The sequence below is a fragment of the Gilvimarinus sp. 2_MG-2023 genome (genome assembly GCF_030547685.1).
Lineage (GTDB): Bacteria > Pseudomonadota > Gammaproteobacteria > Pseudomonadales > Cellvibrionaceae > Gilvimarinus.
In genome coordinates this window covers 82,388-96,856 of sequence record NZ_JAUOQM010000038.1, presented here as the reverse complement: position 1 = coordinate 96,856, position 14,469 = coordinate 82,388, and the positions used below count along the sequence as shown (strand labels likewise).

Annotated in this window: 17 protein-coding genes; 10 read left to right on the top strand and 7 right to left on the bottom strand. The window is 46.0% G+C overall.

What is annotated here, in order from left to right; genetic code table 11:
• Positions 1 to 293 precede the first annotated feature (293 nt).
• The 8 genes from Q4526_RS08440 (at position 294) to Q4526_RS08405 (ending at position 8,077) form a co-directional block, all read left to right on the top strand.
• Positions 294 to 1,829 (top strand): methyl-accepting chemotaxis protein, encoded by a 1,536-nt coding sequence (locus Q4526_RS08440; protein WP_215976612.1) that lies wholly within the window; start codon positions 294 to 296, stop codon positions 1,827 to 1,829.
• 29 nt (positions 1,830 to 1,858) lie between these two features.
• The gene (locus Q4526_RS08435; RefSeq protein ID WP_215976611.1) at positions 1,859 to 2,146 is read left to right on the top strand and encodes a hypothetical protein; all 288 of its coding nucleotides are present in this window, start codon (positions 1,859 to 1,861) and stop codon (positions 2,144 to 2,146) included.
• A 157-nt stretch (positions 2,147 to 2,303) separates the two neighbouring features.
• The gene (locus Q4526_RS08430; protein WP_215976610.1) at positions 2,304 to 2,693 is read left to right on the top strand and encodes a GtrA family protein; all 390 of its coding nucleotides are present in this window, start codon (positions 2,304 to 2,306) and stop codon (positions 2,691 to 2,693) included.
• 125 nt (positions 2,694 to 2,818) lie between these two features.
• On the top strand, positions 2,819 to 4,225 hold the full coding sequence (locus Q4526_RS08425; RefSeq protein WP_215976609.1) for a sugar porter family MFS transporter: 1,407 nt from the start codon (positions 2,819 to 2,821) through the stop codon (positions 4,223 to 4,225).
• 196 nt (positions 4,226 to 4,421) lie between these two features.
• On the top strand, positions 4,422 to 5,165 hold the full coding sequence (locus Q4526_RS08420; RefSeq protein WP_215976608.1) for an endonuclease/exonuclease/phosphatase family protein: 744 nt from the start codon (positions 4,422 to 4,424) through the stop codon (positions 5,163 to 5,165).
• A 9-nt stretch (positions 5,166 to 5,174) separates the two neighbouring features.
• On the top strand, positions 5,175 to 6,485 hold the full coding sequence (gene clsB / locus Q4526_RS08415) for a cardiolipin synthase ClsB (RefSeq protein WP_215976607.1): 1,311 nt from the start codon (positions 5,175 to 5,177) through the stop codon (positions 6,483 to 6,485).
• Positions 6,482 to 7,486, top strand: a complete 1,005-nt coding sequence (locus Q4526_RS08410) for a lysylphosphatidylglycerol synthase domain-containing protein (protein WP_215976606.1) — start codon at positions 6,482 to 6,484, stop codon at positions 7,484 to 7,486. Before clsB ends, Q4526_RS08410 begins: the two co-directional genes overlap by 4 nt.
• 171 nt (positions 7,487 to 7,657) lie before the next feature.
• Entirely contained in the window at positions 7,658 to 8,077 is a 420-nt protein-coding gene (locus tag Q4526_RS08405; RefSeq protein ID WP_215976605.1) for a hypothetical protein, read from the top strand.
• On the opposite strand, the gene Q4526_RS08400 is transcribed toward Q4526_RS08405, so the two are convergent.
• Together Q4526_RS08400 and Q4526_RS08395 are read right to left on the bottom strand one after the other, a co-directional pair.
• Entirely contained in the window at positions 8,074 to 8,571 is a 498-nt protein-coding gene (locus Q4526_RS08400; RefSeq protein WP_215976604.1) for a tRNA-uridine aminocarboxypropyltransferase, read from the bottom strand. The two genes, Q4526_RS08405 and Q4526_RS08400, sit on opposite strands and share 4 nt — an antisense overlap.
• Positions 8,572 to 8,899: 328 nt before the next feature.
• Positions 8,900 to 9,868, bottom strand: coding sequence for a lipid A deacylase LpxR family protein (locus Q4526_RS08395; protein WP_215976603.1), 969 nt, complete (start codon positions 9,866 to 9,868; stop codon positions 8,900 to 8,902).
• Between the two features lie 278 nt (positions 9,869 to 10,146).
• Between Q4526_RS08395 and Q4526_RS08390 the strand changes: the two genes are divergently transcribed.
• Positions 10,147 to 10,581, top strand: coding sequence for a nitrous oxide reductase accessory protein NosL (locus Q4526_RS08390; protein ID WP_215976602.1), 435 nt, complete (start codon positions 10,147 to 10,149; stop codon positions 10,579 to 10,581).
• A 29-nt stretch (positions 10,582 to 10,610) separates the two neighbouring features.
• On the opposite strand, the gene Q4526_RS08385 is transcribed toward Q4526_RS08390, so the two are convergent.
• Entirely contained in the window at positions 10,611 to 11,231 is a 621-nt protein-coding gene (locus Q4526_RS08385) for a class I SAM-dependent methyltransferase (protein WP_215976601.1), read from the bottom strand.
• Between the two features lie 185 nt (positions 11,232 to 11,416).
• Between Q4526_RS08385 and Q4526_RS08380 the strand changes: the two genes are divergently transcribed.
• The gene (locus tag Q4526_RS08380) at positions 11,417 to 12,304 is read left to right on the top strand and encodes a LysR family transcriptional regulator (RefSeq protein WP_215976600.1); all 888 of its coding nucleotides are present in this window, start codon (positions 11,417 to 11,419) and stop codon (positions 12,302 to 12,304) included.
• A gap of 3 nt (positions 12,305 to 12,307) precedes the next feature.
• Here the strand turns inward: Q4526_RS08380 and Q4526_RS08375 are convergent, their stop codons facing one another.
• The 4 genes from Q4526_RS08375 to Q4526_RS08360 all read right to left on the bottom strand — a co-directional run bounded on the left by Q4526_RS08375 (position 12,308) and on the right by Q4526_RS08360 (position 14,412).
• Positions 12,308 to 12,796: a zeta toxin family protein gene (locus Q4526_RS08375; protein WP_215976599.1), complete on the bottom strand. Its 489-nt coding sequence runs from the start codon at positions 12,794 to 12,796 to the stop codon at positions 12,308 to 12,310.
• 12 nt (positions 12,797 to 12,808) lie between these two features.
• A complete protein-coding gene (locus tag Q4526_RS08370) occupies positions 12,809 to 13,144 on the bottom strand; it encodes a zinc ribbon domain-containing protein YjdM (protein ID WP_215976598.1) in 336 nt (111 codons plus the stop codon).
• A gap of 168 nt (positions 13,145 to 13,312) precedes the next feature.
• Complete coding sequence (locus Q4526_RS08365; RefSeq protein ID WP_215976597.1) at positions 13,313 to 14,017, bottom strand: cytochrome c biogenesis CcdA family protein; 705 nt, start codon at positions 14,015 to 14,017, stop codon at positions 13,313 to 13,315.
• Complete coding sequence (locus Q4526_RS08360; RefSeq protein WP_215976596.1) at positions 14,014 to 14,412, bottom strand: thioredoxin family protein; 399 nt, start codon at positions 14,410 to 14,412, stop codon at positions 14,014 to 14,016. The genes Q4526_RS08365 and Q4526_RS08360 overlap by 4 nt, the downstream gene beginning before the upstream one ends.
• Between the last annotated feature and the right edge of the window lie 57 nt (positions 14,413 to 14,469).

Below are 14,469 nucleotides of genomic sequence, written 5' to 3'. Positions count from 1 at the left end.
CGTCCAGCGTCCAGCGTCCCTAAAGGTTTCCCACCACAGGCCGATAGCTATTAACGTCTACAATAAAGTGAGATAGATGGCATCAGGGACTTGATATAGTGAATAGACAAGGGCTAATGGATTAATATAGCAAATTACTTAGTTAAGAAGCGTCATTGAGCTCGATATTCGGGAATGGCGCATTATAATACATATACAGAACCCAAATCGGGTGTTGTGAATCAGTGATCTCTCCCCTATAACTTTTTAGTGGGGCCTGATAAACGCACCAAATAGCTATAAAAGAGGACGCTGTGAATAATTTATCTCTCAAGTGGAAAATCCTACTCAGTGTCACCCTAACCTGCATTGCTGCGGTCATTGTGACGACTTTCGTTACGGTTAATTCTGGTATCACACGGGTGGAAGAAACCATCGTCGAAGACTCGCGCTCTTTGGCCGAGGTGCTCGGTGAGGCCAGTGTTGGCGCCATTATGTTTGAAGACGATATGACTGTTACCGCCTCGCTGGGTGCACTAAAAGCGAGCGAGCGCGTGCTAGGTGCGGTAATTTACAGCGACGGTAAACCCTTCGCTTGGTACTCAGGCACCGGTGGCGACCAAATGCCCACTAGCCTGCCTTCGCGCCCTAATAGTCCGGGTATCGTTGAGCTGGACAACGCAATTATTGTCACCGAAGCCATTAAGTCCGATGGTAGCTCGGTGGGTACTATATCTTTCCATGTTGATTTAGCTGAACTGGATGAGGTTATTTCCGATTCGGTATTTGACGCTACCGTGGTGGTAATTGTTATCAGCATTATTGCGGCAGGTTTAGCGTTTTTACTACAGGCCAGCATTATCAAGCCAGTGAACAATGTTGTTCGTGCGCTGCGGGACATTTCTGAAGGGGAAGGTGATCTAACGCGCCGCTTGCCGGTAGAAGGCTCAGATGAAATCAGTGAGCTGGCTGTTTGCTTTAATAAGTTTGTCGAGCGACTGCACGATATTATCTCCAGCGTGGCTGAAACGGCCGAGGAAGTCGACGAAAGTGCCAATATACTGTCTAACTTGTCGCAAGAGAACGAGCGATCGATTACCTCTCAGCAGGCAGATATTCAGCAAATTGTAACTGCCATTAAAGAAATGGCCGGTGTGGTTGCCGATGTGACCCAACGCGTCGCTGAAACGGCAGAAAACTCTCATCAGGCCGATCAAGTGGCCATGAGTGGTAAGCAAACCGTAGAAAGCACCATGAACCAGATCCAAAGTCTCTCGGCGGATATTAAAACCGCCTCTGAGGTGATTGATCGGCTGCGGCAAGAAACCGTGGCCATTGGTACTGTTCTGGATGTTATTCGCGGCATTGCCGAGCAAACTAACCTGCTGGCACTTAACGCGGCTATTGAGGCGGCGCGCGCCGGTGAACAGGGCCGAGGCTTTGCCGTAGTCGCCGACGAGGTGCGAACCCTAGCTTCCCGTACCCAGAGCTCTACCACTGAAATTCAAGAGATGATCGAGCGTTTGCAAACCGGTTCCGCGGAAGCGGTAGAAATGATGACAGCGGGCACTACCCAGGCGGATGCCTCGGTGACTAAGGCCGGTGAGGCAACCGACGCACTGGAAGAAATTACCAACTACGTGGGTGAAATCCGCGACCGTACTAACCAAATAGCTGCGGCCTCAGAGCAGCAGTCTGCCGCTACACAGCAAATTGAGATGAACATTGACAGTGTATCGGGTGTTGCTCAAAGTACTGCAGAGAGCTCGGGTCGTATTACTTCAAACAGTGTAAACCTCGCCAAAATGGCAAAACAGATGTCAGAAATGGTTGGAAGGTTTAAGATATAAGTATAAACGCGAAAAATAGAGAGCGGAAAATGAAGAAAACACTAACTACTTGTTTACTGACGCTAGTAATGACTGCCCCAGCTGTTTCGTGGGCTTGTAGCGAGCCGGCAAAGCCAGGTGAATTTCCAGACCCGGCCACCGCCGTAACCGCACAAATGGTCAAAGCCAATAATGAGGTAAAGGCTTACGTAAAAGCCATGCAAGAGTATCTAGGCTGTTCGGGTATGTCGCGTAGTCAACAAAAGGCGGCGATCAAAGAGCTTGAAGATTACGCCGAAAGCTTCAATAAGCTAATACGTGAGTTTAAAGCGCGTTAAGCGATTGTGTTAAATCTGGCGAAGGAATGCCAGCGCTCCTATTTCGTGTATCCCTCGCTGCCCCCTGACAATTCAACTTCCCTTAAATCCGAGACATGTACCACCCGGCATGCCAATGTCATCGTCTTGTCATGCATTGCGGTTAAAGTTGAAGATCATGACAAATCCCTTGGGCCATTGGGGGCCACAATTAGCTCGTTTCATCATTACCGGTTCAGTGCTCAGCTGTGCTGATTTAACACTATTCTTTTCGTTAGTCGCGTTGGGTGCCGCTTATGAATGGGCAAACGTTGCCGGTTTGATGTTGGGCTATTCACTGGGTTTTGTTTTGCATCATTGCTTTACTTTTCAATGCAACCGTTCCATCGAGCGTCGCTCGGCCCAGAAATATCTGCTTATTTTTCTGTTCAGTTTGACCTTAGGTACGGGTGTTTTACAACTGGTGTTGGCAGTGTCCGCCATACCTTTACTGGCAAAAGTTGCATCCATGGCCACCGTAGGCTTGAGTAATTTTATCTTGAGCCGTCGATTTGTATTCAGTTCATAGTACCTTATTCAAACCGTCTTCCTTACTCCTGTATATAACGTATTAACCCGAGAAAATTCCCTCTTGTTACTGACCCCTGTTTACCTTTATTCTTAAAATCACTATATCAATAATAAGGTAAAAACATGAGCCACACCTCTACTAGTAATCGTAACAGTACCGGATTCATAGTCTTTATTAGCTGTATCGCCACCATAGGTGGGTTTTTGTTCGGCTACGATAGCGGCGTTATTAATGGCACAGTGAAAGGCTTACAGCTGGCCTTTGACTCAAATTCGGCAGGTACAGGCTTTAGTGTGTCGTCAATGCTGCTCGGTTGTGCGGCAGGCGCTCTGTTTGCTGGCCGCTTGGCGGACAAATACGGTCGCAAAGCTCTACTTATTGTGGCGGCTTTGCTGTTTATCGTCTCGGCTTGGGGCTCCGGCATCGCGACCACAAGCTTTGAATTTGTGATCTATCGAATTTTAGGTGGTATGGCTGTAGGTTCTGCGTCAGTGATGGCGCCGGCCTATATCAGCGAGGTAGCGCCGGCACGCTACCGAGGTATGCTGATATCAATTCAGCAAATTGCCATTATCTCGGGCTTAACGGCGTCCTTCTTCTCCAACTATTTTTTAGCGGAAAATGCCGGCGGTTCCACCGTTGAATTTTGGGGTGGTTATGAAACCTGGCGTTGGATGTTTTGGGTTGAGCTAATTCCAGCGGGAATCTTTTTTATCGCGCTATTGGCTATTCCAGAAAGCCCTCGCTTTTTGGTGGCGAAGGGAAAAGAGCAAAAAGCCAAGGCGGTATTATCACGCCTATACGGTACTACTGAAGGCAACGCTAAATACACGGAGATAGCCGAATCTCTATCTGCAGATCACAAGCCCAGTTTTTCTGATTTGATTGATAAGGGAAAAGTAAGACCGATAGTTTGGATCGGCATTGGTTTGGCCGTCTTACAGCAATTTGTCGGTATTAATGTGGTGTTTTATTACGGCGCTGTCTTGTGGGAAGCGGCGGGCTTTAGCGAAAGCGAAGCACTACAGACCAATATATTATCCGGTAGCATCAGTATCATCGCCTGTCTGATAACCTTCTTTTTAGTGGATAAAATCGGCCGCAAACCCTTACTTTGGTTTGGTTCTGCAGGGATGGCCATTAGTTTAGCCATTGTCGCGTACGCTTTTTGGGGTGCTCCGGTAGATGTGAATGGCAATTTAGCCTTATCCCAAGAATCTGGTTTATTGGCGCTGTACGGCGCTAACATTTATGTATTCTTGTTTAATATGTCGTGGGGCCCGGTTATGTGGGTTATGTTGGGTGAGATGTTTCCCAATCAAATACGTGGCTCAGGTCTTGCGGTTGCAGGGCTGGCGCAGTGGTTGGCTAACTTCTTAGTGACTTGGAGTTTCCCTATTATGCTGGCGGGTATTGGCTTGTCTGCGGCTTATGGTATTTACGCGTTTTTTGCAGCACTTTCGGTGCTTTTTGTACTGATCATGGTCAAGGAGACCAAGGGGTTAGAGTTGGAGCAGATGCAAGGCTAAATGGCTGAAACTAATGGAATATAGCCACCTTCGGGTGGCTTTTTTTTGCCTGTACCAACAGCGATTTCTAGGCTGCACTGAATAGTAGGCACTGATTCTGCATTAGTTACCGTTCTTACTAAAAAATAGGGGCTTGCCGTGAGTTTTCATCTATTTTTTACATATAGTGATGTAAAAACTGCAAGGGGGCGGATAGGTGACAGAACTAAAAGTACTGACCGTAAATATACACAAAGGGTTTTCCAGTTTTAACCAACGCTTTGTATTGCATGAGTTGCGCGAAGCGGCCCGTGAAGTGTCTGCCGACCTTGTTTTTTTACAAGAGGTTATCGGCCAACACGACAACTGGGCAAAACGACACAGTGGTAAGTGGCCAACTGAAACCCAATATGAATTTTTAGCGGATACGTTGTGGCCTAGTTATGCATACGGTCGTAATGCCGTGTATCAGCAAGGTCATCATGGCAATGCATTGTTGAGTAAATACTCGATTGTACATTGGGAAAACTACGATGCGACGGTAGGTAAGCTCGAAGAAAGAGGCTTGTTACACTGCCATATAGATTTACCGGATAATAAGCGTCTACACGCAATTTGTGTGCATTTAAGTCTGAGAGAAAATGACAGACAGATTCAACTGGCACAAATTAACGAACTGGTGAGTCGTATACCGAAAGAAGAGTCAGTAATTGTGGCTGGTGATTTTAACGATTGGCGTCAGAAATCTCAGAAAATACTGAGTACAGAAGCAGGATTTGAAGAGGTGTATATAAGTGGTTTAGGCGCGCCCCCGAAAACCTTTCCTGCTTTTTTCCCTATGCTTAGGCTGGACCGGATTTACGTACGTTCGGTACAGGAGCACCACCCTATTACAATGCCCAAAGCTCCCTGGAATAAGCTTTCAGATCATACGCCATTACTGGCAAATATTAAAATTTAAGGGGGCAATATGTTTGGTTATTTTAAAAGGCAGGGGGCTTTTGTAGAGGGTAACAGTATTCACCTTATGGAAAATGGTGAAAAGTTTTTCCCACAGCTTATTAGGCGTATAAAACACGCCAAGTGCGAAGTTTTTCTGGAAACGTTTATTTTGGAAAATGATCGTATCGGTCGAGCCATAAAACGTGCCATCTTACTGGCAAGAAAACGAGGTGCATGGGTAAGTTTAACGGTTGATAGTTGGGGTAGTCATTACCTTGATCCTGAATTTATTGAGGAATTAACAGCAGCCGGTGTGGTGTTTCAAATTTATGATCCACAGCCTAGTTGGTATAAAGGTCGGCCTAAATTATTTAGGCGTCTACATCGCAAGTTAGTTTGTGTGGATGGTAAGTATGCAATGATAGGCGGTATTAATTATTGCAACGATCATATGGTGACATCAGGCCCAGGAGCTAAACAAGACTATGCTGTAGAGCTGCAAGGGCCGATAATCGCGTCAATAAGACAGTTGTGTAAAAGCTATGTTCGAGATGCACGCGATGAACGATTGAAAGAAGTAGAAGTTTGGCCGCCTGAACGGCAAGATAGAGGGCATAAAATTAGCTTTATCTCACGAGATAATAGACATAATCGTCGTCGTATAGAAAAAGCATATTTAACCGCTATCGCACAAGCAAAAACTCGTATATGGATTGCTAACGCGTATTTTTTTCCAAGCTATCGATTTGTAAGAGCGTTAATAAAAGCTCAACAGCGAGGCGTGGATGTTCGGTTAGTTATTCAGGGTGATCCCGATATACCATTTTCACTTTCAGTCGCACGGGCGTTATATGATTTAATATTGCGCAATAAAATTAAACTCTATGAATTTCGCGAGAGACCTCTGCATGCAAAAATCGCGGTAGTTGATGATCATTGGTCCACAATCGGTTCCAGTAACCTTGATCCACTCAGTTTAGCTTTTAATCTTGAAGCAAACATATTAGTTAAAAGTAAAGAGTTCAATAAAGAATTAGCTAGAAAAATAGATAACCTAGTGTCGAGAAGTGTTCCAATTGAGCAATCTTGGGTTAAGCATAGACGCTGGTACTGGCTGGTTAAAGACTTCTTTACCTTTCATGTTTTGCGTTGGTTTCCCACTATATCGGGTTTGTTTCCGGCACATACACCATTAATAAGAGAGTTAAAACGAGATCACGATACGGGCAATGGTCGATCGAAAGATTCAGAGCTGGATCGAAAATTTCCTGAATCAAAAGGGGCAAAGCGCGTGGTGAATACTACGGAGTATTTAAGTAAAGAGGAAATTGAATTATGAGCATCGAACAACAAGTTACTAAACCTGTTAAAACGATAGCTTCCTCTTCAGGAGTAAAAAAATATTGGCCGATGATTAAAAAAGTCGTTACCTATAGTTTTTTTGTTCTTATAGCCTATTTGATCATTAAACAGGCCATGACGATTGAATGGGAAAAAGTACTTACTGCATTTCGGGAAACCCCCTTACATATATTTGCATTTGCGAGTGTTATCGCAATTGCTTGTTTTAGTGTTTATGCAAGTTATGACTTAATTGGTAGATATTTTACCAAAATTAAATTATCGATCTCTAAGACATGGCTTGTAGCAATATTAAGTTATGCATTTAATCTCAACTTAAGTTCTTTAGTTGGCGGTGTGGCATTTCGATATAGGTTGTACTCTCGTTTTGGTGTGGGCGCCAAAGATGTGACCAAAATAATTGGTATTAGCGTAGCAACTAACTGGTTTGGTTATATTTTTCTTGCTGGATTGTTATTTGTGTCAGGTCAGATTGATGTTCCCCAATCTTGGAAAGTGTCAAATTTAACCTTACAGTGGATTGGTGCAGGTTTTTTATGTGTTGTGGCGGGCTATTTTTTATTATGTGCTTATAAGCAAGGGCAAGAATATAAATTTAAATCTGTTAGTCTCACAATTCCTGGCTTTAAAGTGGCCACTTTTCAGCTGTTACTAGCCTGTTGTCACTGGTGTTTGATGGCCAGCGTTATCTATCTATTCTTTTATGAGCAGGTATCGTTCTTTCTGGTGTTTGCGGTGTTGTTGGTGAGTGCCGTGGCAGGCGCAGTTACTCATATTCCGGGTGGTTTGGGTGTTTTAGAGGCGGTATTTGTGGCGTTGCTGGCTGCAAAAATTGATAAGTCTCAAATTCTAGCAGGATTGTTTGCTTACAGGTGTGTCTTTTACTTATTACCACTTGCGCTGGCCACCCCTGTTTATCTGAGCTTAGAAGCAATGGTAAAAGGTAACGGAAACGAAACAGTAGCAACGGAAAATTAGTTAGTGTCAGTAAGTGTAAACACCCTTTAATCATGATGGTGGCCGGCTGTTATCTGTGCCAAAATACCGGCTCTCTATTAAAACAATAATTTATTCAACCGCCTGATAGTGATACCCAAACGGATAAACGATGCCATTGATCATCGAATAATATAAATATTGGGAATAACTATGCTGAAAAAAACTTTTGTTTGGGCTTTAAGCCTTATTTTTATACTCAATGCATCGACTGCAATTGCCGAAAACTCACAATCTAGTTTAATCGGTACATGGCAGTTAGTGGATGGCTGGGTAATAACTGACGATGGCGAGATACAGTACGATCTGCAAGCTATCACCTCACGCAAAATATTAAATCGCAATGATTTTGCGTTTGTATCGCGTAAAAACGGACAGTTTTGGGCCGCGAGCACTGGGCAATACCGTGTCGAGGGCAATCAGTACAGTGAGATTCCGCAACTGCTTTCGTACCCCATAGAAGACGGTACCATCTACGTTTTTACGTTCCGTTTGCAAGGGGATGACTGGTTTACCGAGCGTTATGCCAATGGCAAGCTGGTTGAACGCGAGCACTGGCGCCGTCTGCGTTAACGTCCGTGGTGAGCCTGTGCCAAAAGCTGATCGAGATCGCGCTCTAGCGCTTCGGCTAACTGAGGCAGTTTCTGAAGTCTTGCCAGCTCAGTCACAGTCTCTAACGTACAAAGCCCACCTGCTACCTGATTGCGTCGTAAGGTAAAGCGCGAAGGTGTGTCTGTGTTCAGTGAGTAGGCAGGCAGTGATTGTAAATATGGGCTGTGGTTAACCATCTTGCGCGCTTGTTGCCAGGTGCTATCAATCAATACAAGGTGCTCTGGTAATTCTAGAGCGCTGTGATTGGTAAGCGGTATGGCAGTAGGCGATGGATAGAGTAAGCCACTAGATAGAGCACCGAGGCGTTGCAAAAGCGCAGGGTCTGGTTGTTTTCGTTGCCAGATGACGCGATGGCACTGAGCCTCCGGGAAGTTCGACAGGCGCCGATGGGTAATAACGCCGGTATTGCTGGGTTTGTGTAGTTCGGTGGCGTGAGTAAGCAGGGTGATAATCATAAGAGCCGGTACTCGGCCTAGAGATAAGAGAATAAGGTGACTGCCATTATACACTGGTGGCGCTATACGCGGCTTAGCCTATGGCGCCGGGCAGATTTTTTCCAATTTTTATATACCTATTCGCTAATACTAAAATCGTAATACGACGACGCTTGTACAATGATCGAGGTCACCACCGAGGGGTGGCAGTTGGTATGTTCCTAATATCCATTCCAATTTTTGTTGTGGTCAACCAAAAGGTACTATTTATTGCATAAAATCAAAAGCATTTTAGCGCTTATTGATAGCCATCACCACAGGTAATGGCTATTGTGGTTGAGCGGGTAAGTTATAATCGCCATGCCAAGGTTAAAGCACCAAATTCATCCCGTGACGTATCGGCTTTATCCACCGAGTCGCCGGAGCGAAAAGATAGAGTCAAGCTGATATCCTCCCAACCATAACTGATACCCGCAGTGGCCATTAGCTGTTCATGTTTTAAGTCCCCATCCGGGCTATTTCGATACGTATTACCATCTACCAGGATGTTATTAAAGACATAATCCGCTTCGAATCCAGCGTAAACATACCAGCCTCCGTCAATAGAAGCCGGTGCACTAATTTCACCTCGGTGCAGGGCCGTTGACGGGAAGCTTTTGTCGAGTCGTGTACCTAAGCGCAATAATGCTCCGCCGCCGACGGCACTTTGCATGGTGCCAAGCTCTCCTTGAGCCATTATTACCGTGTCCATATAGTGGGCCAGTTCATAGCGCCATACGGCCGTTCGGCTAAAAGCAAAGATCGGCTCATTTTTTAATTGATAATCCCAGCCCTTGGGTTCGGTAGAGCCGGTAATTTTGTGTACGAACTTTTGTGATTCTTCAGCCATAGAGGCGGGACCAACCATACCTACCGTAACACTGACTAAATCGGCAAAGTTTTCTTCTACAATGGCATGACTTGCTCGGTAAAATAGCAGCCCGGCATAGGGCACGTCGTTGGGGTCGGGAACTTCTTGGCTAATATCCAAAGGCGTTACCATTGCCTGGCCAATGGTTTGTTCGCTAAAGTTGAGTGCATCTGAGTTTTGATCAAGCATCCAGCTTAACGATTTCGTTAGCCACGGCTGACGATAGCCCTCACCTTCAGTGGTTAAGTCGTACCATGATAAAAACAACCCATTGGTGTAGCCACCGCCATCAACATTTACAAATACATCGTTTTGCCATACCACCGATGCCCAATCAGCCTCTGCTTGTGTGTGTGGAGCTATTATTCCACTTGCGGTTATTAAGGCTGTTACTAATACGTGTTTCATCAATTGTTCCTGTTGCTGCAAATGTTTTGTAAGGTTTGCAAAAATTTAAGACAGATACTTAACGGTTAAGTGAGGTCGTTACTAATACAAAGAAGTGAGTAACGATGCTCGTTAATTGCTTATGGTTGACAGCACGAATAAAGAGTCGGATAATTTGCTTAGGGCTTATTGGGCGCCCACCTCGCAAAAGTGAACTCACCAATTCAACCACACATTCGACAAGCCTAGCTTGTATATCATCTCTGGCCTCAAGCGAGCGGGTCTACTTTGGAGGCGATATGCATATACCATCTCAACTGTCTGACACAAGCGCATCGATTATTGACTCCGTCTTGCGAGACGCTAAAAAGTTGCATCGCACGGCACAGTCAAAATCCTATTCAAGTTCCTTGCCAATACTGCGTCGATTGCTGCATCAAGAAGTTTTTAGGGGACTCAGTCTGCCAGCGCTGCGAAGCCAATCGCATTTGATACAGCGCAAACATATCTTGCAATTATTAGCCCTTGAAGCGAATTACACCAGTTGGGCTCAGTATCGTCAGGCGATCATTAACCAGCCCGACCAGATTCACGGTTTTGAACAGACCTCTTTTGCTCAGCTGGGTTATCCCAATCATTGGTTTTCATCCTTGACAGAAGCACAGGCTTTTGCCAAACAGCATGGTGGCCAGGTGTTCGCTTATGCCAATCAAGGTGTTGTTGTGCCGAGCTAAGATTGCAGGGCCGATCAAAATCCAAACATTTAATGTGGCTTACGCGCTATAAAGAAATGAGCGATAGCTTTGGGCGGCAACCAAGAGTACTCAATCGTAAACCCTGCTCGTGTTATAGCGGCTTCTAACTGAGTTGAGGTAAAAAAGTACACGCTGGGCCAAAAACCCAGCCATTTCATTGGTTTGGCAATGAGTTTAAGCCAGTTCATTTTGTTACCGAGACAGGCGGTACTGCTAACCAATACTCCACCGGGTTTAAGTGAGGCATACATAGCGCGTAAGTTTGCTTCTTTGTCTTCAATTAAATGCAACACGCTGTGTGCCATGGCCAGATCATATTCTTGCTCGGGTAACGCAATCGAATTGGCCTCTCCGCAATGAAAACTTACATTGGAAATATGTTGCTGCACTTGTTTGCGCCGGGCTATCTCCAGCATTTTGGGCGAGATATCCCAGGCATCGATGTGATTGGCGTAAGGCGCGTGGTTAAGTGCGGTTGTACCTGTGCCGCAACCGAGCTCTAGAACTTTACTGTGAGGGTTTAAATACTCTCGGGTTTTAACGAGTTTTTGTTCATAAACCTGCTCATTAGGGATTGGGGCCTTGGCATACTTAGCGGCGGAACGATCCCAAAAAGACGCGCTGTTCATAATGCTCTCCATACAACATTCACTAAGGTGGTCTCTGTCTAGGGTGCTTTAGGGCAAAAAGTGATGGGTTAGTATATAGATACAAAAATGAATAGGAATTGCGTATTATTGCCTAACAGATAAACAAATATGCATGGGTTGGTCTAAGTCGCCCACCCGCAAAAGCTCAGAAGCATTGAGGTTACATGGATTGGCGCAGTGTTAATTTTGACTGGAATCATGCTCGGGCGTTTTTAGTCACAGCTCAAGAGGGATCACTATCGGCCGCGGCAAGAGTCTTAGGGGTGGCTCAACCCACATTGGGTCGGCAAGTAGCCGCACTTGAGCGCGAGCTGGAGGTGGCTCTGTTTGAACGCTATGGGCGAGGATTGGAGCTAACCCCTACCGGGTCGAGTTTATTGGCACATGTGCGCAGTATGGCGGATGCCGCCAACCAGTTGTCGCTGCAGGCGGCAGGCCAGAGTGAAGCTGTTGAAGGGCGCGTTTGTGTGTCGGCCACCGACTCAATGGCAGCGTATTCACTGCCTCCTATTCTGTGTGATTTACGCCAGGCTTACCCCAAAATCACGGTAGAGCTGCTGGCCACTAATACACTCAGTGATTTGCGTCGTCGCGAAGCGGACATTGCGCTGCGAGTGGCTGAGCCCACTCAGCCTGATTTAATCGCCCGTCGTTTAAAAGATTTTGAGGCGTATTTATACGCAACACCCGATTATCTACATCGACATTGTGCCGGTAATCGTCTAACCGATTTAGCCAGTTGCGCTTTTATCGGCTTTGAAGATAATACTGAGCTTATTAAAGAGTTCAATTCACGTGGATTAAAAGTCAGTATCGACAACTTTTGTTTGATTACCGCCAATCATATTGTGCACTGGGAACTGGTTAAGGCCGGTATGGGTGTGGGTATTATGATGAGTGATATTGGTGATGCTGAGCCGAGCGTTGTCCGAGCTTGCGACGATTTTCAGCCCTATGTGGGCGCCGTGTGGTTGGTATCGCACCGAGAGTTAAGGCATACGCGCCGGGTTAAGTCGGTGTTTGATTTTTTGGCGGATCGATTTAAGCCTTAAATTTTAATCGTATGAGAAAGATAAAATCTCGCGCTTTCTGCCGGCAAACGTTGTAAACAAGGCGCGGTGGGCGCGATAAGAAAACACATCTGTTCGTTGGCTATAATTCTTTATCCAATCAATAAGCATGGCAAGGTTAGCATTTTGCGCAGCGGGGCTGCTGTATTTGTGAGGCTCCCAAGGGCGTTTTTTAGCATTGGCAATACACATTTCAGTGCCTGGGTTTAAGAAAATAATATCGTCGGCGGCTTGCATGGCAATATCCAGTAAATCCGAATAACAACCCTCGATCACCCAGTGTGTATAAGAACGGACAAAAGCGTGTATATCCTTGGCGCTCTGGTCAAGATCACGCCTTTGCGGGCTATCAGCATTCGGTTGCCATGCAATGGTATCAAGGTCCAGGTGAGCGCAACTCGATTGCATGGCAATTTTTTGCGCTAGGGTGGATTTACCTGAGCCCGAGTTACCAAAGATAACCGTACGCGGCATTACAACCTCCTATCAGGCCTTTTTAACAAATTTGGCGGTGATAAACATTTCGCCTGCGCCGTCCACCTTACAGTCCAGCTGATGATCTTTTGTATCTCGAATGCGTTTTATACGTGCTTTGGTACCGATTTTAATCGGCTGTGAACTGCCTTTTACTTTTAAATCTTTTACACACGTCACGCTATCGCCTTCGGTCAGTGCGTTGCCATTGGCATCTTGCACCGTAAAGACATCCAGATCATCAGGTGCCGTTGGGTTCCATTCAAAGCCACATTCTGGGCATATCATCATATGCTGATCTTGATAGCTGAATTGCGATTGACACTGAGGGCAAGCAGGCAGGTTCATAAATATACTGTCATTAAGAGTGAATCCATTCACCGCACTGGGTTAAGTGCAGCGAATAGTAGCGGAGATTTGAAGATCGCGCGAGTCTTGACCAAACAAAACGAAAAGCCCAATGGCAAGTACCATTGGGCTTTGGTCTATCACTGGCAAGTTAAAAGGCCTGCGGTTTTATAAACTGGTTGCCCATTCGGGCAGCCAAATCAGGGCCCAGGTTTCCAGCTGTTTATCTAATTCGGTTAACGTCAACACGCCTAATAAAACCAAAATAGCACCGAGCAAGATCTTGCCAAAGCCTGCACTACTGGCCATACCGCCGGTGATTTTTTTCAGTGCTTTGCCCGATAGCAACCCGGCTATCAGTAATACCAAAGCCGTGCCTACGCCGAAGGCGAGCATAATAATAAAAGCCGACAACATTTGTTGGCCCTGAGAGGCCAGTGCAATCGCCGCCCCCAGCGTTGGCCCTACGCAGGGCAGCCAGACAATACCGAGCAAAAAACCGACCCCAAACTGCCCGCCCCACTGATTATCCGCGAGGCTATTAAAACGGCTGCTGAGCATGGATAAACGCAAGCTCAGCCAATCGTTTAGCGGTTTAATCAATAGTATTAAGCCCACTAACAGCAGTAGCACGGCGGCAAAGTAACGGAACAACTCCGGGTCTAGCCCAAGATTGACCAGCACAAAGCTCAGCAGGGTTCCTGCCAGCGCAAACGAGAGGCTTAGCCCCAAGGCCAAAGCATAGGGGCCAAAGCGATTATTGCTGGCCGCCGACCCCATCACAATTGGTACAAGCGGCCAAACACAGGGCGATAATACACCCAACACACCGGCTAAAAAGGCCAGCGGTAGTGCGGTTAATTCGAGAGTCATTCGGCCGTCTCGGTCACTTTGTTCAAAGCTGCATAGAGTTTTTCTTCGCGCGTCTCAGCCACGCTGAACCAGACTTGTTCGCCATTATTGAATAATACCAAGGTTGATTGGCGCGGCGCTTTAAAGTGTGTGACCCACTGTTTTTGATCATCGAAGTCGACTTCTAAAATCACCAAGTCAGTGTCTGGATTTTGCGTTTGATAGGCCTCTAATAACTTTCGCTGTTTGGCGCAGGTGGGGCACCAGGTCGCGTAGATATCGACCAAAATGGGTGTGCCCTCTGCTTGCAATGAATCAAAGCGCTCTTTGGTAAACGGCTCGGCATCAACCGCCAGAACCCCGGCACTAAACCATAGTAATAAGCTGGCACAGGCTAAACGGGTAAAACTCAACATATACGATCTCCAAAGGTTATTAGTTATTAATAGACTATTGTGAAAGCGCTATGTTAC